This window comes from Streptomyces sp. V3I8, assembly GCF_030817535.1.
In the GTDB taxonomy this organism is placed as follows: domain Bacteria; phylum Actinomycetota; class Actinomycetes; order Streptomycetales; family Streptomycetaceae; genus Streptomyces.
Map to the genome: position 1 here is coordinate 7,452,170 of NZ_JAUSZL010000002.1, position 19,628 is coordinate 7,471,797.

Annotated in this window: 22 protein-coding genes; 11 read left to right on the forward strand and 11 right to left on the reverse strand. The window is 71.6% G+C overall.

Annotated features, from left to right (window positions below):
• Positions 1–132: 132 nt before the first annotated feature.
• The 3 genes from QFZ75_RS33015 to QFZ75_RS33025 all read right to left on the reverse strand — a co-directional run bounded on the left by QFZ75_RS33015 (position 133) and on the right by QFZ75_RS33025 (position 3,728).
• Positions 133–1,479 (reverse strand): MATE family efflux transporter, encoded by a 1,347-nt coding sequence (locus tag QFZ75_RS33015; protein WP_307542762.1) that lies wholly within the window; start codon positions 1,477–1,479, stop codon positions 133–135.
• A gap of 11 nt (positions 1,480–1,490) precedes the next feature.
• Positions 1,491–2,759, reverse strand: coding sequence for an alpha/beta fold hydrolase (locus QFZ75_RS33020; protein WP_307542764.1), 1,269 nt, complete (start codon positions 2,757–2,759; stop codon positions 1,491–1,493).
• Positions 2,760–2,834: 75 nt separating this feature from the next.
• Positions 2,835–3,728 carry a DMT family transporter gene (locus tag QFZ75_RS33025; RefSeq protein ID WP_307542766.1) on the reverse strand — a complete coding sequence of 298 codons (894 nt, stop codon included), beginning with the start codon at positions 3,726–3,728 and terminating at the stop codon, positions 2,835–2,837.
• Between the two features lie 68 nt (positions 3,729–3,796).
• Here QFZ75_RS33025 and QFZ75_RS33030 point away from each other — a divergent pair, with 68 nt between their 5' ends.
• Positions 3,797–4,648 (forward strand): LysR family transcriptional regulator, encoded by an 852-nt coding sequence (locus QFZ75_RS33030; protein ID WP_307542768.1) that lies wholly within the window; start codon positions 3,797–3,799, stop codon positions 4,646–4,648.
• A 267-nt stretch (positions 4,649–4,915) separates the two neighbouring features.
• Here QFZ75_RS33030 and QFZ75_RS33035 read toward each other — a convergent pair whose 3' ends face one another.
• The 3 genes from QFZ75_RS33035 to QFZ75_RS33045 all read right to left on the reverse strand — a co-directional run bounded on the left by QFZ75_RS33035 (position 4,916) and on the right by QFZ75_RS33045 (position 6,384).
• Positions 4,916–5,521: a hypothetical protein gene (locus QFZ75_RS33035; RefSeq protein ID WP_307542769.1), complete on the reverse strand. Its 606-nt coding sequence runs from the start codon at positions 5,519–5,521 to the stop codon at positions 4,916–4,918.
• The gene (locus QFZ75_RS33040) at positions 5,518–6,072 is read right to left on the reverse strand and encodes an RNA polymerase sigma factor (protein ID WP_307542771.1); all 555 of its coding nucleotides are present in this window, start codon (positions 6,070–6,072) and stop codon (positions 5,518–5,520) included. The genes QFZ75_RS33035 and QFZ75_RS33040 overlap by 4 nt, the downstream gene beginning before the upstream one ends.
• Before the next feature lie 78 nt (positions 6,073–6,150).
• Positions 6,151–6,384: a hypothetical protein gene (locus QFZ75_RS33045; RefSeq protein ID WP_307542773.1), complete on the reverse strand. Its 234-nt coding sequence runs from the start codon at positions 6,382–6,384 to the stop codon at positions 6,151–6,153.
• Between the two features lie 206 nt (positions 6,385–6,590).
• Between QFZ75_RS33045 and QFZ75_RS33050 the strand changes: the two genes are divergently transcribed.
• The 7 genes from QFZ75_RS33050 to QFZ75_RS33080 all read left to right on the forward strand — a co-directional run bounded on the left by QFZ75_RS33050 (position 6,591) and on the right by QFZ75_RS33080 (position 13,000).
• Positions 6,591–7,355, forward strand: coding sequence for a HipA family kinase (locus QFZ75_RS33050; RefSeq protein ID WP_307542775.1), 765 nt, complete (start codon positions 6,591–6,593; stop codon positions 7,353–7,355).
• Entirely contained in the window at positions 7,352–7,753 is a 402-nt protein-coding gene (locus tag QFZ75_RS33055; RefSeq protein ID WP_307542777.1) for a DUF3037 domain-containing protein, read from the forward strand. Before QFZ75_RS33050 ends, QFZ75_RS33055 begins: the two co-directional genes overlap by 4 nt.
• Positions 7,754–7,957: 204 nt before the next feature.
• The gene (fabG, locus tag QFZ75_RS33060) at positions 7,958–8,719 is read left to right on the forward strand and encodes a 3-oxoacyl-ACP reductase FabG (RefSeq protein WP_307542779.1); all 762 of its coding nucleotides are present in this window, start codon (positions 7,958–7,960) and stop codon (positions 8,717–8,719) included.
• A 37-nt stretch (positions 8,720–8,756) separates the two neighbouring features.
• The gene (locus tag QFZ75_RS33065) at positions 8,757–9,515 is read left to right on the forward strand and encodes an SDR family oxidoreductase (protein ID WP_307542781.1); all 759 of its coding nucleotides are present in this window, start codon (positions 8,757–8,759) and stop codon (positions 9,513–9,515) included.
• A 277-nt stretch (positions 9,516–9,792) separates the two neighbouring features.
• Positions 9,793–11,373: an ABC transporter substrate-binding protein gene (locus tag QFZ75_RS33070; protein ID WP_307542783.1), complete on the forward strand. Its 1,581-nt coding sequence runs from the start codon at positions 9,793–9,795 to the stop codon at positions 11,371–11,373.
• A 123-nt stretch (positions 11,374–11,496) separates the two neighbouring features.
• The gene (gene ung, locus QFZ75_RS33075) at positions 11,497–12,180 is read left to right on the forward strand and encodes a uracil-DNA glycosylase (RefSeq protein WP_307542785.1); all 684 of its coding nucleotides are present in this window, start codon (positions 11,497–11,499) and stop codon (positions 12,178–12,180) included.
• A gap of 232 nt (positions 12,181–12,412) precedes the next feature.
• Positions 12,413–13,000, forward strand: a complete 588-nt coding sequence (locus QFZ75_RS33080) for a hypothetical protein (RefSeq protein ID WP_307542787.1) — start codon at positions 12,413–12,415, stop codon at positions 12,998–13,000.
• Here the strand turns inward: QFZ75_RS33080 and QFZ75_RS33085 are convergent.
• A complete protein-coding gene (locus QFZ75_RS33085; protein WP_307542789.1) occupies positions 12,988–13,455 on the reverse strand; it encodes a hypothetical protein in 468 nt (155 codons plus the stop codon). The two genes, QFZ75_RS33080 and QFZ75_RS33085, sit on opposite strands and share 13 nt — an antisense overlap.
• A 133-nt stretch (positions 13,456–13,588) precedes the next feature.
• The gene (locus tag QFZ75_RS33090) at positions 13,589–14,101 is read right to left on the reverse strand and encodes a DinB family protein (RefSeq protein WP_307542791.1); all 513 of its coding nucleotides are present in this window, start codon (positions 14,099–14,101) and stop codon (positions 13,589–13,591) included.
• Positions 14,102–14,294: 193 nt separating this feature from the next.
• Here QFZ75_RS33090 and QFZ75_RS33095 point away from each other — a divergent pair, with 193 nt between their 5' ends.
• Positions 14,295–15,209, forward strand: coding sequence for a Gfo/Idh/MocA family protein (locus tag QFZ75_RS33095; protein WP_307542792.1), 915 nt, complete (start codon positions 14,295–14,297; stop codon positions 15,207–15,209).
• On the opposite strand, the gene lnt is transcribed toward QFZ75_RS33095, so the two are convergent.
• The 3 genes from lnt to QFZ75_RS33110 form a co-directional block, all read right to left on the reverse strand.
• On the reverse strand, positions 15,124–16,731 hold the full coding sequence (gene lnt / locus QFZ75_RS33100; RefSeq protein ID WP_307542794.1) for an apolipoprotein N-acyltransferase: 1,608 nt from the start codon (positions 16,729–16,731) through the stop codon (positions 15,124–15,126). The genes QFZ75_RS33095 and lnt overlap by 86 nt on opposite strands.
• A gap of 140 nt (positions 16,732–16,871) precedes the next feature.
• A complete protein-coding gene (locus tag QFZ75_RS33105; protein ID WP_307542796.1) occupies positions 16,872–17,357 on the reverse strand; it encodes a nuclear transport factor 2 family protein in 486 nt (161 codons plus the stop codon).
• A gap of 87 nt (positions 17,358–17,444) precedes the next feature.
• Complete coding sequence (locus tag QFZ75_RS33110; RefSeq protein WP_307542797.1) at positions 17,445–18,143, reverse strand: TetR/AcrR family transcriptional regulator; 699 nt, start codon at positions 18,141–18,143, stop codon at positions 17,445–17,447.
• Positions 18,144–18,318: 175 nt separating this feature from the next.
• Between QFZ75_RS33110 and QFZ75_RS33115 the strand changes: the two genes are divergently transcribed.
• Both QFZ75_RS33115 and QFZ75_RS33120 read left to right on the forward strand, forming a co-directional pair.
• Positions 18,319–18,753: a nuclear transport factor 2 family protein gene (locus QFZ75_RS33115; RefSeq protein ID WP_373466072.1), complete on the forward strand. Its 435-nt coding sequence runs from the start codon at positions 18,319–18,321 to the stop codon at positions 18,751–18,753.
• Positions 18,750–19,616, forward strand: a complete 867-nt coding sequence (locus QFZ75_RS33120; protein ID WP_307542801.1) for an NAD(P)H-binding protein — start codon at positions 18,750–18,752, stop codon at positions 19,614–19,616. Before QFZ75_RS33115 ends, QFZ75_RS33120 begins: the two co-directional genes overlap by 4 nt.
• The last annotated feature ends 12 nt before the right edge of the window (positions 19,617–19,628 follow it).

Genomic DNA, 19,628 nt, shown 5'->3' on the forward strand with positions numbered 1-19,628 from the left:
CCGGACGCCAACGTCCTGGGATCGGCGGCCTCCGCCTCCCCGGCCGCCGGAGCGATCAACGCGGACCTCATCGCCGAGGACATCCGCCGCGCAGTCGGGGCTCACCGCGACCCCTTCTCGCGCGGACACCCTCTACCGCTCCGCCTGTGCGCCGACGCGCATCCACGCCGTGCCCCGCGCCCGGAACCACAGGCATGCGAGCCGTGCCAGGGTGAAGACACCCACCGCGATCCACAGCCAGGTCAGATCGCCGTGCGCCGCGAACAGGATCGCGAGCAGTCCGAGGAACACGGCCGTGCACGCCAGCGACGCCCACGCCAGGAACACCGCGTCGCCCGCGCCGATGAGCACGCCGTCGAGCACGAACACGACCCCGGCGACCGGCTGGAAGACCGCGGCGACGATCAGAACCGGCATCAGCACGCGCGCCACCTCCTGATCGCTGGTGAACGCCCCGGCCAGCACCGGGCTCAGCGCCGCCAATCCGACGCCGGTGACCACCCCGAACCAGAGCCCCCACCGGTTCATCTGCGCGACCACCCGCCTCGTCCGCTCGATCCGCCCGGCGCCCAGCTCGTGCCCGACCAGCGCCTGCGCGGCGATCGCGAGGGCGTCGAGCGCGAGAGCGAGCATGATCCACAGGTTCGCGGCGATGGTGTTCGCGGCCAGCGCGTCGGTGCCCAGCCGGCCCGCGGCCCACACCGCGGCCAGCCAGTAGACCCGCAGGCCGATCGTGCGCACGAGCAGCGCGAAGTTCGCGGAGAGCGACGCGCGGATCGCCCGCACATCCGGCCACGGGGTGACCCCCTCGGCGCGGCACGCACTCACCACGATGTACGCGTACGCGACCGCCATCGCCGTCTGTACGCTCGCCGTTCCGGCCGCCGAGCCCGCGATCCCGAACCCGCACGGGTACACCAGGATCCAGTTCACCAGCGCATTGACGACCGCTGCCGCCGCCGCGACCACCAGCGGGGTGCGCATGTCGTGCAGGCCGCGCAGCAGCCCGGTCGCGGCGAGCACGAGCAGCATCCCCGGCAGCCCCACGGAACTGACCCGCAGGTAGGTCGCCGCGTACGGGGCCGCCTGCGTTCCCGCGCCGAGCCAGCGCACGATCGGGTCCGCACCCAGCACGCCGACGACCGCGAGCAGCAGACCGAGTCCGGCCGCCAGGTAGAGCCCATTGATCCCGCGCGCCAGGCCCTCCTTGCGCTGTCCGGCTCCGATGAGCCGGGAGACCTGCGCGGTGGTGCTGTAGGCGAGGAAGATGCACACGTTGACGAGCGTGTTCAGGGCGGCTCCGGCTGTACCGAGCCCGGCGAGCTGAGCGGGGCCCAGGTGCCCGACGACGGCGCTGTCGGTGAGCACGAACAGCGGTTCGGCCAGCAGCGCGCCGAGCGCGGGTATCGCCAGGGCGCGGACCTGCCGCCCGGAGACACGCGTCGCGTCGTCCGTGTCCTGCGTGAGATCGGCTTTCACGTCGCTCCGCTTCAGATCTGGTGGTGCAGCATGCGCAGCAGGTGGTCGAGGACGCGTCCGCCACTGGCGCGAAGCCCGTCGTGCTCGTGCTCGTCGGTCGCCCACAGCCGCAGGCCCCTGATGGTCTCGGCGGTCTGCAGCGAGTAAGTGGCGTCGACGTACATGTCGTCGAGGTAGACGGCGGCGACCACGGGGACGTCGTTCGCGGCCAACTGCTGAGGATCGTAGAGATCGGGCCAGCCCTCGCGGGCGAACAGCATCTCGGCGGGCTCGCGCAGGGGCGCGAGACAGGGTTGGTCGAAGTGGCACGGGTAGGTCATCTCGCCGGTGAACAGCACCGGGGCGTCCCCGGCCAGCGCCGTACGCGCGTCGAACCGGGGGAACTCGCCGCGCACTCGCCGAGCTGCCCAGTTCGTCGCGCCGGTGCCGCGCTGGGCGTAGGTGAGTTCATGCATGAGCGGGTTCAGCGGCAGTTGGGCGTAGCTGAGGAAAGCCGCGGCGCGGGCGAGGAAACCGTCGGACAGCTCCGCTCCGGCCCAGGTGTCTTCGAGCAGGTGGTGCAGCACGTCCGCGCCGTCGCTCATGCCGAGCATCAGCCCGAGCGACTGGAAGGCCTCGACGGTGAGCAAGGATCCGTCCGGCATCGGTGCCGGGCGCTCGATCAGGTGTGCGGCGATGCGGCGGACCGAGGCGGCGTCCTGCGGGTACCGGCGGTAGTACGCGGTGTTCTTGCGGTGCACGCGCGGATAGGTGGCGCGGTAGACCTCGTCGGCGGTGACGCGCAAACCGGGAAGACCGCCGGTGATGATCGCCTCGCGCAGGCCCTCGGGCGCGAACGAGAGGTAGGTGACGGTGCACATTCCGCCGAAGCTCTGGCCGAGCACCGACCACGGTTCGTCGGTCAGTTCGCGCCTGATCAGTTCGGCGTCGCGGACAATGGCGTCGGCGCGGAAATGGGTGAGGTAGTCGGCCTGCGCGGCGGACCCGCCACGAGCCGGGAGCGTTTGACGGGTGATCGGACTGGAGCGGCCCGTGCCGCGCTGGTCGAGCAGCAGGACGCGGTAGTCGTCGAGTGCGCGGTCCAGCCAGGAGTCCCGGCCGACCGGACGCGGCGCCGCCATGCCGGGGCCGCCTTGCAGGAACAGCAGCCAGGGAAGCTGCTCGCGCTCGCGTCCGGTGGCCACGACCTCGCGCGCGTAGATCTCGATGTGCTCGCCATCCGGCCGATCATGGTCGAGGGGGACGGGGAAGAGATGATCGGTCAGCGTGACACCGGGCATGGAAGGCTCCTTTGCGGCAATGGAGTGATCTTGATACGGGCGCTGCTCCGGCGTACGTTCGGCACCGTCGCTGCGTCAGGCATGCCTCGGCGGTGCGAGGATGCTGATGGCGTTGGCCGCGATGATTGCCGCGATGCTCGACCAGGCGGCCACGTCGAGCTTCTGTCCCGGAACGAGTGCACCGACGGCTGCGGCGAGCACCGGGTTGACGCTCATGAACAGTCCGAACGCCTCCGCGGGAACGCGGCGCAGCGTGAACAGGTCCGCGAGGAACGGCAGAGCGGACGATAGGACTCCGGCCGCGACAGCTGCACCGAGTGCCCCGGCGGAAGGCGTGTGGTGCACCGCGACACCGGCTCCGATGGGCAGGAAGACCAAGGCGGACAGGACCGCTGCGGCTGCTGTGCCCTGTGTTCCGGGGATGCGCTGCCCGACGGAGCGGTTGAGGAGGATGTAAGCGGCCCAGCCGGCAGCGGCGAGCAGACCGAGCCCCATGCCGAGGTAATCGGTGGTAGGGCGCGGGCGCATCAGTGCGACGACTCCCGCCGCGGCGAGTACGGCGCAGCACAGGTCCACGCGTCTGCGCGAACCGGCCAGCGCGATCGTGAGGGGGCCGAGGAACTCCAGGGTCACCGCCAGGCCGAGACCGATCCGGTCGATCGCGGTGTAGAGCGACAGGTTCGTCACACCGAAGTCGGCCGCGAGCAGCAGCACCAGCCCCCACTGGCGCCGTGTGAAGGACCGAAGGCGGGGCCGACCGAAGGTGAGCAGCACCGCCGCCGCGACGTACTGGCGGACCGCGACGACACCGACAGGGCCGAGCACCGGGAAGGCCAGCGACCCGATCGCGGCGCCGAGCTGGGTCGAAAGGCCGCTGGCGAGCATCGTGCAGACCCCGGCCATGGGCACGGAGCCGCGCTTCTTGGGCAGGACGGCGCGGCCTGCTGGACGGACGGGGGCTGCTTGCATGCGTCGATCCTGTGCCGCGCCGGACCGTGCGCAAAATGCATGGAGCCCGCCCGCTATACGCTTCGGTTATGGATGTCGAGCTGCGTCAGTTGCGCTGCCTCGTCGCAATCGTTGACGAGGGCACGTTCACCGACGCCGCGATCGCTCTGGGTGTCTCACAGGCTGCGGTCTCCCGCACGCTTTCGACGCTCGAGAAGCGCCTCGGCGTACGGCTGCTGCGACGTACGCCCCGCGAGACCTCGCCGACCGCGATCGGACTGCGCGTCGTGGCGCACGCCCGGCGCGTGCTGACCGAGGTCGACAACCTGGTACAGGAAGCGACATCGGGTCACGTCGAACTGCGTATAGGCCACCCCTGGTCGGCACTGGGCCGACTCACACCCGCCTTTCAGCACCGGTGGCGGGAATCGCACCCGAAAACGCAACTGCACCTGCTGCGCATCAACTCCCCGAGCGCCGGCCTGGCCGAGGGCACCGCGGACCTCGCGGTCATGCGCAGGCCGCTGGAGGACCGCCGCTTCGAGGGCGCCATCGTGGGTCTGGAAACACGCTGGTGCGCGATGGCCGCCTCCGACCCCCTGGCGCGGCGCCGCTCGGTGCAACTGGCCGATCTCAGCAGCCGCGTCCTGCTGGTCGACCAGCGCACCGGGTCGACCGATGCGGAACTGTGGCCCGCGAACGCGCGCCCCGCGACACAGGTGAGCCGTGACATCGACGACTGGCTCACGGTCATCGCCACCGGCCGCTGCGTGGGGGTTACCGCGCAGTCCGTCGTTGACCAGTATCCAAGGCCCGGCATCGTCTACCTGCCGGTACGCGACGCCGAACCGATCGCCGTACGACTGGTCTGGTGGCGCGACGACCCCCACCCGGCCACCCGCAACGTGCTCGAACTTCTTACCGAGCTTTACCGCACATGACCGATCGGGTGTGGCGTGGCTGACGCCTCTGCCCAGGGATGTCGGTCGTGGTCCGGCGTCGCTCGGTTGTACTGGGCGGTGGGTCTTTTCTGCAGGTGGTGTTGCAGAAGCCGGCGCCGATGCCGGCCGGGTGATGCCGGCCGGCCGGGCGAGGACCCCGCTGGTGGACACGCTCGCGGTTCCGGTGAACCGTTCGACGCTGCTGCGCCCGACACGGGTCCCCCGAGGGTCCGTACAGAATCGGTGGCACCGTAGGGGCCCTCGGTCCTACTTCGATTCCAGGGACTCCTCGAAAGACCGTTTCCCGTCCCAAGGCACCTCGGTGCAGGGTTCCACCGCGCCCTTCACCACGTACACGCTTGCGGCAGGGCTGATCCGACCGGCCGGTTCCGGCTCCTCGAAGACCAGGGAGTCACCCGGACGCAGTGTGTACTCGTGCTTGGGCGTCACGGAGGGGTCGCCCTCCTGGGTCAGGATCCAGCGCGGCTGATATATCTCACCGCGAGGCTGTGCGCAGACGTAGCCGCTCCTGGGCTCGTCCACGCTGACGTTGACGCCCTCGGCCCGGAGCCTGTCGGTCAGTTCCTCCTTCTGCTCCCCACTCAGAAGGATCTCCTCCATGCTGACGGTGACACTGCCGTCCTCGTGCCGCTCGACGGCGTACGCCTGCGCCCCTCCCGTCGACGCCGGCAACGCCACCACGCCCCCCGCCACGGCGACACATGCCGCAAGGGCGACCAGCATCCGGCGAGTGGTGATCGTGCGGCGGCTCACCGGCTCCGCAACCGGTGAGTCCTCGGCCCTGAGAGCGATCTCCCGCTGGAGTTCGTTCAGCAGACGGTCCTCGAAGGTCTTCGCCGTCCTGGCGCTCATGCCTCTCCCCTTGCGTACGTGAGTGCTGCTTGCTGCCCGCCGACTCCGGCCGCCGCCGAGCGCAGCGACCTGCGCGCCCGGTGCAGCCGCACCCGGGCGGTGACCTTGCGTATGCCCAGTGCCACGGCGGCCTCGGTGACGCTCAGCTGATCGACGGCGACGAGTTCGACCACCGCGCGCTCGCCGTCGGGGAGCCTGTCCAGGGCGGCCAGCGCGCGACGCCCTGCCTCCTCGGCGTCGAGCTTCTCCTCCAGCCGGGCGATGTCGTCGCCCTCCAGCAGCCGGCGGCCGGCGATACGGCCCCCGAGCACGTTCTGACGCGCGCTCCTTCGGGCCTCCGTGGCCGCCACGTTGCGTGCGATGCCGTACAGCCAGGCCGTCTCGCTCCCGAGGTCGGGACGGTAGGCACGGGCGGAGTCGATCACCGCGAGGAAGGTCTCGGCGGTGAGATCGGCGACGGTGTGCGGGTCGGTGACCCGCCTGGCCATGAAGCGGGTGACGGTGTCGACATGGCGGCGATAGAAGACCTCGAAGGCGGCCGGATCGTACATCTCTCCCGGTGGGCCGCTCCGGCTTCTGCTGTCGGATGCCAAGGTGTGAACCTCCCGTTGTCCGTCCTGCTGTCACTTCTACTTGGAACAGGCAGCCGAATGCGTTACACGAGGGTCCCGGCGGGCCTGCCCGAAAAGCGAAGAGCCCCATACGAGGACGACCTGCGCACGCTGGTCCACCGGCTCATCGATGCCACGGGTCTGCAGCGCGGCCGCCTGACCGGCCGCGCCCTGACCGGCCGCGCCCTGACCGGCCTCGTCCTGAAGGGCGAGGACCCGTTTCGTCGACATGTCCTCCTCGCCCGCGATCACCCTCGGTTACTATGCTCACTTCATGCCAAGGGCCGGAAGCAGGGGGCGGACCGCCATCGGTGGATCGCCGGGGGAGCGGGGAGAGCCGCATGCCGGTCGGAATTCCCCGGATTCTCCCCAGGGCCGTCGACAGGCGATTTCCGGTGCGGCCGCTTTTTGGAAGCGGCCACAGATCGTAAGGATTTACTGATGGGTGGCCCGGTGAAATGCTGAAAGAGGTCACTGCGACCCGCTATGTCACGCCCCTGCGTGAGGGTGGCTCGCTGCCGGGGCTCGTCGAGGCGGACGATCTCGGTACGTACGTCATGAAGTTCACCGGCGCCGGACAGGGGCGCAAGACCCTCGTCGCCGAGGTCGTCTGCGGTGAACTCGCCCGGCGCCTGGGCCTGCGCGTGCCGGGACTGGTCACGATCGCACTCGATCCGGTCATCGGGCTCGGCGAACCGGACCAGGAGGTGCAGGAGCTGCTCAAGGCGAGCGGCGGGCTGAACCTCGGGATGGACTACCTCTCCCGGGCGATCGGCTTCGACGCCCTGGCCCACCGGGTGAGTCCGCAGGAGGCCGGGCGGGTCGTCTGGTTCGACGCCCTGATCAACAACGTGGACCGGTCGTGGCGCAACCCCAACATGCTGGTCCACCACGGCGACCTGTGGCTCATCGACCACGGCGCCACCATGATCTGGCACCACAACTGGCCGGGCGCACAGGCCTCGGCGGCCAAACCGTACGACGCCTCCGACCACGCGCTCGCCCCCTTCGGTCCCGACATCCCGGCCGCCGCGGCGGAGCTGGGCCCCCGGGTCACGCCGGAACTGCTCGCCGAGGTGACCGCCGCCATCCCCGACGCGTGGCTGCTGGACGAGCCCGGGTTCGACTCGCCCGACGCGCTGCGGAGTGCGTACGCGCAGCCGCTCCTCGCCCGGGCCGCCACCGTCCACGAGCGCATCCGTATCCAGGAGGGCACGAAGTGAGCGAGCGCGACGGCCGGGACGGCCGCGTCGTCTACGAGTACGCGGTGCTGCGCGTGGTGCCGCGCGTCGAACGGGGGGAGTACTTCAACGCCGGAGTGCTCGTGTACTGCCGCGCGCACTCCTTCGTGGCCGCTCGCACCCATCTCGACGGGGGCAAACTGCTCGCTCTCGACCCGGCGGCGGACGCCGCGGGAATCCAGGCCGCCCTGCGGGCCGTCGAAGGGGTCTGCACCGGGGGCGCGGCGGCCGGGCAGGCGGCGGGCGACGACGCCGGGCGGCGCTTCCGCTGGCTGATCGCGCCCCGCTCGACGGTCGTGCAGCCGGGGCCCGTGCACACCGGTCTCACGGTGGATCCCGCGGCCGAGACGGCGCGACTGCTCGACCTGCTGGTCAGGTGACGGACCGCCGGTGGCCGAGGTGATGGATCACCGGTCGGCCAGGTAATGGATCACATGCCCGCCGCTTGCCGTTGACACTGGGTGCCAAGGCTTCTAGCGTCTCGTCTGCTGAAGGTACTAAGCGGTCGCTCACCTGTGGGGCGTACCGTGAGAGCCGCAGGTCCGGTCTTTCAAGGGCTTCCCCAAGGGCGAGGAGAACCAGCAATGTCCACCACTGAGCAGCGCGTCGCCGTAGTCACCGGTGCCGCGCGCGGCATCGGCGCCGCGACCGCCGTACGACTGGCAGCCGAGGGCCGCGCCGTCGCGGTGATCGACCTCGACGAAGCCGCGTGCAAGGACACCGTGGAGAAGATCACCGCAGCCGGCGGCAAGGCGATCGCGGTGGGCTGCGACGTCGCCGACGAGGCGCAGGTCGAGGCCGCCGTGACGCGGGTGGCGCAGGAACTCGGGGCGCCCACGATCCTGGTGAACAACGCGGGCGTGCTCCGCGACAACCTGCTGTTCAAGATGAGCGCGTCCGACTGGGACACGGTCCTGAACGTGCACCTGCGCGGCTCCTTCCTGATGACGCGGGCCGTGCAGAAGTACATGGTGGAGGCCAAGTTCGGCCGGGTCGTGAACCTCTCCTCGTCCTCGGCGCTCGGCAACCGCGGCCAGGCCAACTACGCCGCCGCCAAGGCCGGTCTGCAGGGCTTCACCAAGACCCTCGCGTTCGAGCTCGGCAAGTTCGGCGTCACCGCGAACGCCGTCGCCCCCGGCTTCGTCGTGACCGACATGACCGCCGCCACCGCCGAGCGGGTCGGCATGGGCTTCGAGGAGTTCCAGGCCGCGGCCGCCACCCAGATCCCGGTCCAGCGCGTGGGCAATCCGGACGACATCGCCAACGCGATCGCCTTCTTCACGGGCGACGCCGCCGGCTTCGTATCCGGCCAGGTGCTGTACGTGGCCGGCGGACCGCTCAACTAGGGCCGAGGACAGAGGATCGAGAACTGAGGACAGGGACATGACCACTGTGGAACTCTCGGGCAAGGTCGCCCTCGTCACCGGCGCCAGCCGCGGCATCGGTTACGGCGTAGCCGAGGCACTGCTGGCCCGCGGCGACCGGGTGTGCATCACCGGCCGCAACGAGGACGCGCTCAAGGAGGCCGTCGAGCGGCTCGGCGCCGACCGCGTCATCGGTGTCGCGGGCAAGGCCCACGACGAGGCCCACCAGGCCGTCGCCGTGGAGCGCACCATGGAGGCGTTCGGCCGCATCGACTTCCTCGTCAACAACGCCGGTACGAACCCGGTGTTCGGGCCGATGGCCGACCTCGACCTCGACGTCGCGCGGAAGGTCTTCGAGACCAACGTCGTCTCGGCGCTCGGCTTCGCCCAGCGGACGTGGAAGGCGTGGCAGAGCGCGAACGGCGGTGCGATCGTCAACATCGCCTCCCTCGCGGGCGTCTCGGCCTCGCCGTTCATCGGCGCGTACGGCATGAGCAAGGCCGCCATGATCAACCTGACCCTGCAGCTGGCGCACGAGTTCGCGCCCCTGGTGCGGGTCAACGCGATCGCGCCCGCCGTGGTCAAGACCAAGTTCGCGCAGGCCCTGTACGAGGGCCGGGAGGCGGAGGCGGCCGCGGCCTACCCGCTCGGCAGGCTCGGGGTGCCGTCGGACATCGGCGGTACCGCCGCCTTCCTCACCTCGGATCAGTCGGACTGGATCACCGGACAGACGCTCGTGCTCGACGGGGGCATCTTCCTCAACGCCGGCGTCTCCTGACCGGTCCGGGTCCCTCGTGCGGTGCCGGCCCGCCGACATATTCGGTGTTTTAAACGTTCTTTTAAACGCTGTGTCTTACACGGGTTTTCCACCGGGAAAATTCCTACCGTGACCGGATATGTTCCGCACAGAATCCAAACAACCGTCGCAGAGCCGAAAAAAATCGAACAAATGATGTTCGTGCACGTCAAGTGCCCCGCCGTCGCAGCGCGTTGACCGGCGGGGCACTGCGATATGGTCCTGCCCACTCTGGCGGGGCTCATCGAGGAGCGTGCGCGTGTTGAAACGGAACCGGTCTCTGCGGAATTTGTCGGCGATCGCGTCCATATCCCTGGTGGCGGGGTGCGGAGTGCTCTCCCCGGACACGTCCGAGGAGGACGGCCCGGTCGTCGTGGGCACCACCAGCGCACCCAGCACCCTGGACCCCGCCGCGTCGTGGGACGGCTCCTGGGAGCTGTTCCGCAACATCTACCAGACCCTCCTCAGCTATCCCGCCGGGGCGTCCGAGCCCGAGCCCGACGCCGCCGAGAGCTGCCGCTTCACCGACGACTCCAACCGCACGTACAGCTGCACACTGCGCGACGGGATGTCCTTCTCGGACGGGCACGGGCTCGACGCCGGAGCCGTCAAGCACTCCATCGACCGCATCCGGAAGATCGCCGTGGACGGCGGCCCGGCGGGTCTGCTCGGCAGCCTGGAGCGGGTCGAGACGAAGGGCGACCGGGAGGTCGTCTTCCGCCTCAACAAGCCGGACGCCACCTTCCCGTTCGTGCTCGCGACACCGGCCATGTCGATCGTCGACCCCGAGGAGTACCCGGCCGACGCCCTGCGTGAGGGCGGTGAGGTCACCGGATCGGGACCGTACGGCCTGAGCTCCTACGAGGAGGGGCAGGAGGCCCGGCTCGTCCGCAACGACAACTACAAGGGTTCCGCCGACCGCAAGAACGGCGCCGTCACCATCCGGTACTTCCAGGGCTCCGACGAGATGGTCGCCGCGCTGAAGGACCGGAAGATCGACGTCACGCTCCGGGGGCTCGCGGCCGAGGACGTCGTCGACCTCCAGGAACGGCGGAGCAAGGACGACCTCCAGCTGGTGGAGACGGCGGGTACGGAGATCCGCTACCTGGTCTTCAACCCCAAGGACCCGTGGGCCAGGCGGGCCGCGGTACGCAAGGCCGTCGCGCAGGTCGTCGACCGGCCGGCCATCGCCCACACCATCTACAAGGACACCGTCGAGCCGCTGTACTCCATGGTCCCGCGCGGACTGGCCGGCCACACCACGGGCTTCTTCGACGACTACGGCAGCCCCAGCACGTCCAAGGCCCGCCAGATCCTCCTGGAGGCCGGCATCGCCGAGAAGGTGCCGCTCGCCTTCTGGTACACCACGGACCGGTACGGCTCCACGACCAAACCGGAGTTCGAGGAGCTCAGGCGCCAGCTCAACGCGACGGGCCTGTTCAGCGTCACCATCAAGGGCCGCCCCTGGAAGACGTACGAGGCGGGCTACCGCAAGGGTGAGTACCCGGTGTTCGGCCGCGGCTGGTTCCCCGACTTCCCGGACGCCGAGAATTTCATCGCGCCGTTCGTGGGCGAGCAGAACGCCCTCGGTACGCCGTACAAGTCGCCCCGGATCACGGACGTGCTGCTGCCGGAGTCGCGCCGTGAGAGCGACCGCGGGGACGTCGTCGAGGAGTTCGAGAAGGCCCAGGACATCCTTCTGGACGACGTACGACTGCTGCCGCTGTGGCAGGGCAAGCAGTACGTCGCCGCCAGCGAGGAGATCTCCGGCGTCGAGCGGTCCATCGACCCGTCGACGATCATGATGGTGTGGGAGCTGGACCACAAGACCAGCTGGTAGCGGACCGGACCGGAGGCCGGCTCCGGCCCGCGGCCGTGGTGGACGGCCGGGAGCCGGGCCGATTGTCAGTGGGCGGCGGTAGGTTCTGGGGACCGGAAACACCGCACTGTGAAGGAAGTACACGTGACCGACACCGCCATGCTGCCCGAGTCCTGGCGCGGCGTCCTGGGCGAAGAGCTCCAGAAGCCCTACTTCGAGGAGCTCACCGAGTTCGTCGAGCAGGAGCGCGAGAAGGGCCCCGTCTACCCGCCGCGCGACGAGGTCTTCGCCGCGCTCGACGCGACTCCGTACGAGCGCGTGAAGGTGCTCGTCCTCGGTCAGGACCCGTACCACGGCGAGGGCCAGGGCCACGGTCTGTGCTTCTCGGTCCGGCCCGGTGTGAAGACGCCGCCCTCCCTGCGCAACATCTACAAGGAGATGAAGGAGGAGCTGGGTCACCCGGTGCCGGACAACGGCTATCTGATGCCGTGGGCCCAGCAGGGCGTCCTGCTGCTCAACGCGGTGCTGACGGTCCGCGCCGGCGAGGCCAACTCGCACAAGGGCAAGGGCTGGGAGAAGTTCACGGACGCGGTGATCCGGGCCGTGGCCGAGCGGCCCGACCCCGCGGTCTTCGTGCTGTGGGGCAACTACGCGCAGAAGAAGCTGCCGCTCATCGACGAGGGGCGGCACATCGTGGTGAAGGGCGCGCACCCCTCGCCGCTGTCCGCGAAGAAGTTCTTCGGTTCGCGTCCCTTCACGCAGATCGACGAGGCGATCGCGAAGCAGGGGCACGAGCCGATCGACTGGCGGATCCCCGACCTCGGCTGACGTTCCCGGGCACGCCCGGCCGCGGGCCCCGGTCCGCGGCCGGGGCTTCGGCCGGCCGCCGCGGCGCCGGTCCCGCGCCGGGGTGGTCCGCACGGGTCCGTCACGAGGGCGCCCCCGGGGCGTACGGGGCCGCCTGTCCTCGTTTGCCAACGCCTGCCGTTAGCGTCGGAAGCGGTGGCAGCGGCGGGCGCGGGCGCGCCCGCCGGCGGACGAGCGGGCGGAGGGCGACGCGGTGGCGGAGCGACAGGAACAGGCGGCGGCGGACGCGATGATGACCAGGATCGGACAGGTCATCATGCTGCTCCACGGCGGCGACCGCGAGGAGGCCAGGGACCGCTTCCTGGACCTGTGGGCGGAGATCGGGGACGAGGGCGACGCGCTGCACCGGTGCACGCTCGCGCACTTCATGGCCGACGCGCAGGACGACCCCTCGGACGAGCTCGCCTGGGACCTGCGGGCCCTGTCGGCGGCGGACGAGCTCACGGACGAACAGGTGACGGAGCGTCACCGGTCCCTCGCGGCGCGGGCCTTCTACCCGTCGCTGCATCTGAACCTCGCCGCCGACTACGTGAAGCTCGGGCGCCGCGAGGCGGCCCGGGGCCACCTGGGAGTGGCGCGCGAGAACGCGGGCGTCCTCGGCGACGACGCGTACGGCGACGGGATCCGGGCCGGCATCGGACGCCTGGAGACGCGGCTGGACCGGGAGGGCCCCGGCGGGACACCCGAGCCCGCGCCCGGCCGGAAGACAGGACCCGGGACACCGGGAGGGGAGACGCTGGGACCGCCGCGCCAGGAGCCGGGCCGAGGTCAGCGGCCGTAGACGTCCTCACAGACGGCCGCCTCGGGACTGTCCGCCTTCCAGCCGCCGTACGACCGCCCCAGGGCACACACGTCCACGTTCGTCGACGGCACGGAGGGGGGCGGACGCGGGACGGCGCGTTGTTCGGGTCGCCGGGGTTCCGGGCGCCGGGACGGTCCGGCGGGGGCGCGCCGCGGCGGGTCCGCCGGAGCCGCGGCAGGCCCGGCGCCGGGCCCGCGGACCGGGGTGGACGCGGGTGCCGCGGGGCGCCGGGGCGGGCCGACGAGCCCCAGGGCCTCGCGGGCCGGCGCCTGCACCACCCGCGGTCCGGCCCTGCCGTCCGGACGCGGTTCCGGCACCGAGGGCGGCGCGGCGGACTGGGCGGGCGAAGGCGGCCGCTGGACGGTCGTACAGCCCGAGACGGCCGAGACCGCAACGGTGACCAGGAGTGTCGCGGTGGTCGCGGTTCGATGCACGCGCGCCACTCTGCTGCGTACGGTGGGGTTCGGGGAGCCGACGGGCGCAGGATGCCCCGCACGGGTGAACACCACGGCAGCGGATGACGCGGCCCCCGTCGCCCTCGCTGCCCGTCGCCCGTCCCGGCTGCCGTCAGTCGCCGGTGACCCCGTCGACGCGCTCGCGGATCAGGTCGGCGTGACCGTTGTGGCGCGCGTACTCCTCGATCATGTGGGTGTAGATCCACCGCAGGTTGAACGGCTTGCCGGTGGACCTGCCCACGCCCTCGGACAGGTCGTCCAGGCCGAGACGGGCCGCGTTGCGGCGGGCGACGGCGATCTCCGCCTGCCAGGTGGCGTACGCCTCCTCCCAGGTGTCCGCCTCCGTGAGGTGGAACTCGCCGTCCCGGTCCTCGTCGCTGTAGTAGAGGGGCCCGGGGTCGTCGGCCGTGAGGACCTTGCGGAACCAGCTGCGCTCCACCTCCGCCATGTGCCGGACGAGCCCGAGCAGGGACAGCTCGGAGGGCGGCACGGCGGCGGTCCTGAGCTGTGTGTCGTCCAGCCCCTCGCACTTCACGGCGAGGGTCGCCCGGTGGTAGTCCAGCCAGCCCTCCAGCATGGCCCGCTCGCCGGCGTCCGTCGCGGGTTCCCTGCGTTCGATCGTCATGCGCGCATCATCGCGGAGGACCGGGGCGCGGGCCACCAGGTTTCCCCGCCGCCCGCGGGTCCCTCCCGGCGGCTCCGTCGGCCGGCGGGCGGTGGGCGGCGGGCGGCGGAGCCGCCGTATGCTTCCGGCGAGTGGGCGTGGGTGTGCCCTGGACCCGTGCTGCCCTGGATGCGTGCTGCTTGAGGAGATCCCCGTGAAGGTCGGCTGTATCGGACTCGGCGACATCGCGGTGAAGGCGTACCTGCCGGTGCTCGCGACCCGCCCGGACCTCGAACTGCATCTGCACACGCGGACGCCCGCGACCCTCGCGCGGATCGCCGACAGCCTGCACGTCCCGGCCGGGCGGCGGCACACGGACCTCGCCGGGCTGCTCGCGCAGGACCTCGACGCGGCGTTCGTGCACGCGCCCACGCACGCGCACCCCGAGATCGTGACCCGACTGCTCGAAGCGGGCGTCGCCACGTACGTCGACAAGCCGATCGCGTACGAACTCGCCGACTCCGAAAGGCTGGTGCGGCTCGCGGAGGAGCGGGGCACCAGCCTGGCCGTCGGGTTCAACCGGAGGTACGCACCCGGGTACGCGCAGTGCGTCGAGCACCCGCGCGAACTGATCCTGATGCAGAAGAACCGTGTCGGCCTGCCGGAAGAGCCCCGCACGATGATCCTCGACGACTTCATCCACGTCGTGGACACCCTGCGGTTCCTGGTGCCGGGGGTGGTGGACGACGTGAGCGTGCGGGCGCGCGTCGAGGACGGGCTGCTCCACCACGTCGTGCTGCAGCTGGCCGGGGACGGATTCACGGCGCTCGGTGTGATGAACCGGCTGAGCGGCTCCGCCGAGGAGGTCCTGGAGGTGTCCGGGCAGGACACCAAGCGGCAGGTCGTCAACCTCTCCGAGATCGTCGACCACAAGGGCCAGCCGACGCTGCGGCGGCGCGGTGACTGGGTGCCGGTGGCCCGTCAGCGCGGTATCGAGCAGGTCGTGCTCGCCTTCCTCGACGCCGTGCGCGCGGGCACGGTGCTCAGCGCCCGGGACGCGCTGGCGACCCATGAGCTGTGTGAGCGCGTGGTGCGTGCGGTGACGGAACGCCCGGCCCCGGGCGCCTGAACCGCCTGCGCCGCAGCGACCGTACGGCCTCGGCGGCGCCCAGCGCGGCCAGGACCAGCAGGGCCGCGTGGACGGGCCACGCACCGAACCGCGCGTACGGGGTGACGCCGTGCGCGAGCGGCACGTCGTACACGGCGGACGCGCTCGCGTCGGTGCCGAGCCAGGCGCCGACGCGCTCGCCGCCCGGACCGTAGACCGCCGAGACACCGGTGAGCGTCGCGTGGACCATCGGCCGGCCCGTCTCGGCGGCCCGCAGCGCCGCGAGTGAGGCGTGCTGCCCGGGAGCCCAGCTGTTCTGGAACGAGGAGGTCGACGACTGGGCGAGCAGCACCTGGGCGCCGTCCCGCGCGAGCTGCCGGCTGATGTCGGGGAACGCCGACTCGAAGCACACCATCGGGCCCACCCGCAGTCCGCCGCCGACGTCCATCACGACCTGCTCGGTGCCGCGCATACGGTCCTCGCCCGCCGCCTTGCCCACGGAGGTGGCCCAGCCGAGGAGGGAACGGGCCGGGACGTACTCGCCGAAGGGCACGAGCCGCATCTTGTCGTAGCGGTCGCCGGTCGGACCCTGCGGACCCACGAGCACGGAACTCTTGTAGATGCCCGGCCGGTCCGAGCGGCGCGCGTCGACGTTGACCATGAGGTCGGCGTCGACCTCCCGGGACAGCGCGGCCAGCCGGTCCGCCAGGTCGGGACGGCCGGCGAGGTCGACACCGACACTGCTCTCGCCCCACACGACGAGGTCGACGTCCTGCCCGGCCAGCTCCCGGGTGAGCGCCTCCTCGCGTGCGAACCGCTTCCCGGGGGCGTCCGCACCGTCGATCACGCCGGGCTGCACGACGGCGATCCGGGCCCGGTCGCCGTCCTCCTGCGGCCGGGGCGACCAGACCCAGACCGCCGAGGTGACCGCGGCCGTCGCGACGAGTCCGGCGACCGCGGGCAGACGGGACGACCGCACGGCGACGAGGACGGCGACCGCCACGTTCACACCGACGAGCAGGAAGCTGAGCAGCCACACCCCGCCGACCGAGGCGAGCCGCAGCGCGGGCGCCACCTCCCACTGGCTCGACCCGAGCAGCCCCCAGGGGCCGCCCAACCCCTCCCAGGAGCGGACGAGTTCCACCATCAGCCAGCCGGAGGGCAGGACGAACAGGGCGGCGGCCAGGCGGCCCGGCGAGGGCGCGCCGGCCAGGAACCGGCGCACCAGCAGGCCCCACGGAGCCCAGAGCGCGCCCAGCAGCGCCGCGATCAGGACGGTGAAGACATGCAGGCTCGGCAGCAGCCAGTGGTGCACGGCCAGCATGAAACCGAGCCCGCCGAGCCAGCCGTCGCAGGCCGCCCGCCGCCCCGTCGGAGCCGAACGCACGAGCAGGATCCACGGCACCAGCGCCACATACGCGAACCACCACAGGGACGGCGCGGGGAAGATCGGCATCGGCAGCGCGCCGGCGAGTACCGCCGCCGCGCCGCGCCACCACGCGGAGTCGAGACGCCGGCGCAGGTCAGTGGCGGACAGGTTCATCCAGCGCCTCCAGTGGCCCCTCTACGCAGGGTGCGTGCCCCGCATGACGCGAGTGATTCCAGTGTGTCCCCTGGACGGACGCTGAAACGATCTACATACCGGAGCGTCGCCCGGCCGGCCGAGTGGGCGGCCGGCCCGGCTCAGGTGACGGCCGGCTCCGCGCGCCGCTGCGGGGCCCGGCGCCACTTCTCGTGCACGACCACCGCCCGCAGCCGCCAGCCGTCGCCCGTACGCAGCAGTTCGAAGTCGTACCGGCCGCCGCACACGAAGTCGGGCTCGGCGGAACCTCCGCCGTGTCCCGCGAGGCGCATCGGGTTGACGTAGTCGGCCTGGACCCGGGCCGTGTCACCGGTGTCCTGCTCCAGCAGGCCGAAGCGCACCCGCCGGTTGACGATCAGGTGCTGCCGCATCGGGAACAGCGTCATCGTCCGGGACAGCCATCCGGCGATCTGGCCCGCGTCCCCTTCGATACCGCCCGCGGACCGGTAGTCCGCCCGCCCGTCCGGTGTGAACAGCTGCCGGTAGGCCCCCCAGTCGCCGTCGTCGACCGCCACCGCGTACTCGGTGACCACCTCGTCGACGGCCAGCCGGGCCATCACCGTCGCCAGTTCCACGCGCTGCGTCATCGGCTCAGTGTTGGCCACGGGGAGGACCGCGCCAAGGGGGCGTGCGGGACAATCACCTGCCGGGTCGCCGGCGGTTCCGTACCCGGGTCACCGCCGGGCGCCCAGGACCCGCGCGGTGAACGCGGCCAGGTCCGCCCGCAGCCGGTCGCGCGGTGTGCCGCGGCGTTCGGACAGGTGGTCGGACGGGTGGTCGGGCGCGTGATCGGACGCATGGCCGACCGGGTGGTCGGGCGCATGGCCGATCAGGTGGTCGACGAGGTCCGCGCGGACCGCGGCGAGCAGTGCGTGCGCGGCGAAGTCACCGCCGGTGAAGCCGGGGAGCTCCTCCAGGACGTCCCGGAGCGTGCCGTGCCACCAGTCGTAGTGCCCCGCGCCGTAAGGGCTGCCCGTCCCCGCCTCCTCCAGCGCCAGGGAGAGGTGCCGGTGGTCGAGCTTGAAGCACAGGAGGGCGTCCAGCAGGGCCGGGGCGCGCTCGGCCGGCGGGGTGCCGGGGCCCAGGGGGCGCGGGCCCTCGGTCACGGCCCGGCGGACCGGTTCCAGCCGGGTCTCGAAGAGTGCCCGGATCAGACCGGTGCGGTCCCCGAAGCCGCGGAAGAGGGTCCCCTTGCCGACGCCCGCCTCGGCCGCGATGTCGGCCATGGTCACGTGCTCGGGCCTGTCGCTGCGGGCGAAGAGCCGGTCGGCCGCGGCGAGTACGGCCTCCTGGTTGCGTACGGCGTCCGCGCGGGGCCTGCGCTCGGGCGCGGGGCTCTCGGGCGCGGGGCTGTCAGGCGCGTTCTCGGGCACGGGCTTCCCTCCGGCGTTCCGCGGGTTCCGTGCGCCGCTCGTGCTGCTCGTGCCGCTCGTGCTGCGCGGGTTGCGTAAACGGACCCGCGGTCCGTATGGTCGATATCAAGCGGACCGTTGGTCCGTATCTTATCCGGGAGGGTCCACGACCATGACCACCACCACGGCCACACCCATGACCACGGACGAGCGACCGGCGGAGCTGTTCCGGCGCGGCCTGCGGCTCCTGCTCGACAAGGACATCGATGCCTGGGTCGGCCTGTGGCACGAACGCGGTGTCCTGGAGTTCCCCTTCGCGCCCGAGGGGTGGCCGGGGCGGCTGGAGGGCAAGGCCGCGGTCGCCGCGTACATGCGGCACTATCCCGACCACATCGACCTGCACGACTTCCCCGACTCCGACCTGACGATCCATGAGACCGGCGACTCCGGGACGATCGTGGTGGAGATGCGCGGCGTGGGACGTCTGGTGCGGACGGGGGCGCCGTTCGACATGACCTACATCGCCGTGGTGACCGTGGCCGACGGGCTCGTCACGCACTACCGCGACTACTGGAACCCGCTGGCCGTCTCCCAGGACGGCGCGGCCGACTTCACGCGGAGCGACCGATGACCGCCGCCTCCCGCACCGCCCTCGTCCTCGGAGCCACCGGCACCATCGGCAGCCGTGTGGCCTCCCGTCTCGCCGCCCAGGGGTACCGGGTCAGGGCCGCCAGCCGGCGAGCCGACCGCGTCGGCCCCGTCGGCAGGACGGAGGCCGTCCGCTTCGACTGGTACGACCCGGCGACGTACGAGGAGGCGCTGGACGGCGCCGACCGCGTCCACCTCGTGGCACCCACGGACTCCGCGACGCCGGCCGACGTCATGCTGCCCTTCCTGGCGCGGGCCCGTGCGTCCGGAGTGCGCCGGGCCGTACTGCTCAGTTCCTCGGCGATCCCGGCCGGAGGGCCCGCGGTCGGTCAGGTGCACCAGGCGCTGCCCGGCCTGTTCGACGAGTGGGCGGTGCTGCGGCCGTCCTGGTTCATGCAGAACTTCACCGGTGACCACCTGCACGCCCGGAGCATCCGGGAAGAGGGCGTGATCCGCACCGCGGCGGGGGAGGGGCGGGTGGCCTTCGTCGACGCCGACGACATCGCGGCCGTCGCCGTGCACGCGCTGACCGCCACCCGGGCTCCCGGCACCGACCTCGTCATCACCGGCCCCGAGGCGCTGAGCCACACCGATGTCGCGAACGTCCTCACCGAGGTCACGGGACGCACGGTCGTCCATCGGCCGCTGGCCTACGAGGAGATGCGGGACCATCTGGCCGCTTCGATGCCGATCGAGTACGCCGCGATGCTCGCCGGCCTGGACCGCGCGAACGCGGGAGGGGCGGAGGACCGCACCACGGACACGGTCCTGCGTCTCACGGGCCGTCAGCCGCGCGGCTTCCGCGACCATGTGACCCGGGCGGTGAAATCGGCGCGGGTGGGGTGACGGTGCCCGTGA

Excerpts from the sequence above, each read along its gene's own strand:
- QFZ75_RS33105 (WP_307542796.1), bottom strand. The coding sequence starts at position 17,357 with ATGACGCAGCGCGTGGAACTGGCGACGGTGATGGCCCGGCTGGCCGTC.
- QFZ75_RS33050 (WP_307542775.1), top strand. The coding sequence starts at position 6,591 with ATGCTGAAAGAGGTCACTGCGACCCGCTATGTCACGCCCCTGCGTGAG.
- QFZ75_RS33090 (WP_307542791.1), bottom strand. The coding sequence starts at position 14,101 with ATGACGATCGAACGCAGGGAACCCGCGACGGACGCCGGCGAGCGGGCC.
- QFZ75_RS33020 (WP_307542764.1), bottom strand. The coding sequence starts at position 2,759 with ATGCCCGGTGTCACGCTGACCGATCATCTCTTCCCCGTCCCCCTCGAC.
- QFZ75_RS33065 (WP_307542781.1), top strand. The coding sequence starts at position 8,757 with ATGACCACTGTGGAACTCTCGGGCAAGGTCGCCCTCGTCACCGGCGCC.
- QFZ75_RS33040 (WP_307542771.1), bottom strand. The coding sequence starts at position 6,072 with ATGTACGATCCGGCCGCCTTCGAGGTCTTCTATCGCCGCCATGTCGAC.
- QFZ75_RS33035 (WP_307542769.1), bottom strand. The coding sequence starts at position 5,521 with ATGAGCGCCAGGACGGCGAAGACCTTCGAGGACCGTCTGCTGAACGAA.
- QFZ75_RS33025 (WP_307542766.1), bottom strand. The coding sequence starts at position 3,728 with ATGCAAGCAGCCCCCGTCCGTCCAGCAGGCCGCGCCGTCCTGCCCAAG.
- QFZ75_RS33115 (WP_373466072.1), top strand. The coding sequence starts at position 18,319 with ATGACCACGGACGAGCGACCGGCGGAGCTGTTCCGGCGCGGCCTGCGG.
- lnt (WP_307542794.1), bottom strand. The coding sequence starts at position 16,731 with ATGAACCTGTCCGCCACTGACCTGCGCCGGCGTCTCGACTCCGCGTGG.
- QFZ75_RS33030 (WP_307542768.1), top strand. The coding sequence starts at position 3,797 with ATGGATGTCGAGCTGCGTCAGTTGCGCTGCCTCGTCGCAATCGTTGAC.
- QFZ75_RS33120 (WP_307542801.1), top strand. The coding sequence starts at position 18,750 with ATGACCGCCGCCTCCCGCACCGCCCTCGTCCTCGGAGCCACCGGCACC.
- fabG (WP_307542779.1), top strand. The coding sequence starts at position 7,958 with ATGTCCACCACTGAGCAGCGCGTCGCCGTAGTCACCGGTGCCGCGCGC.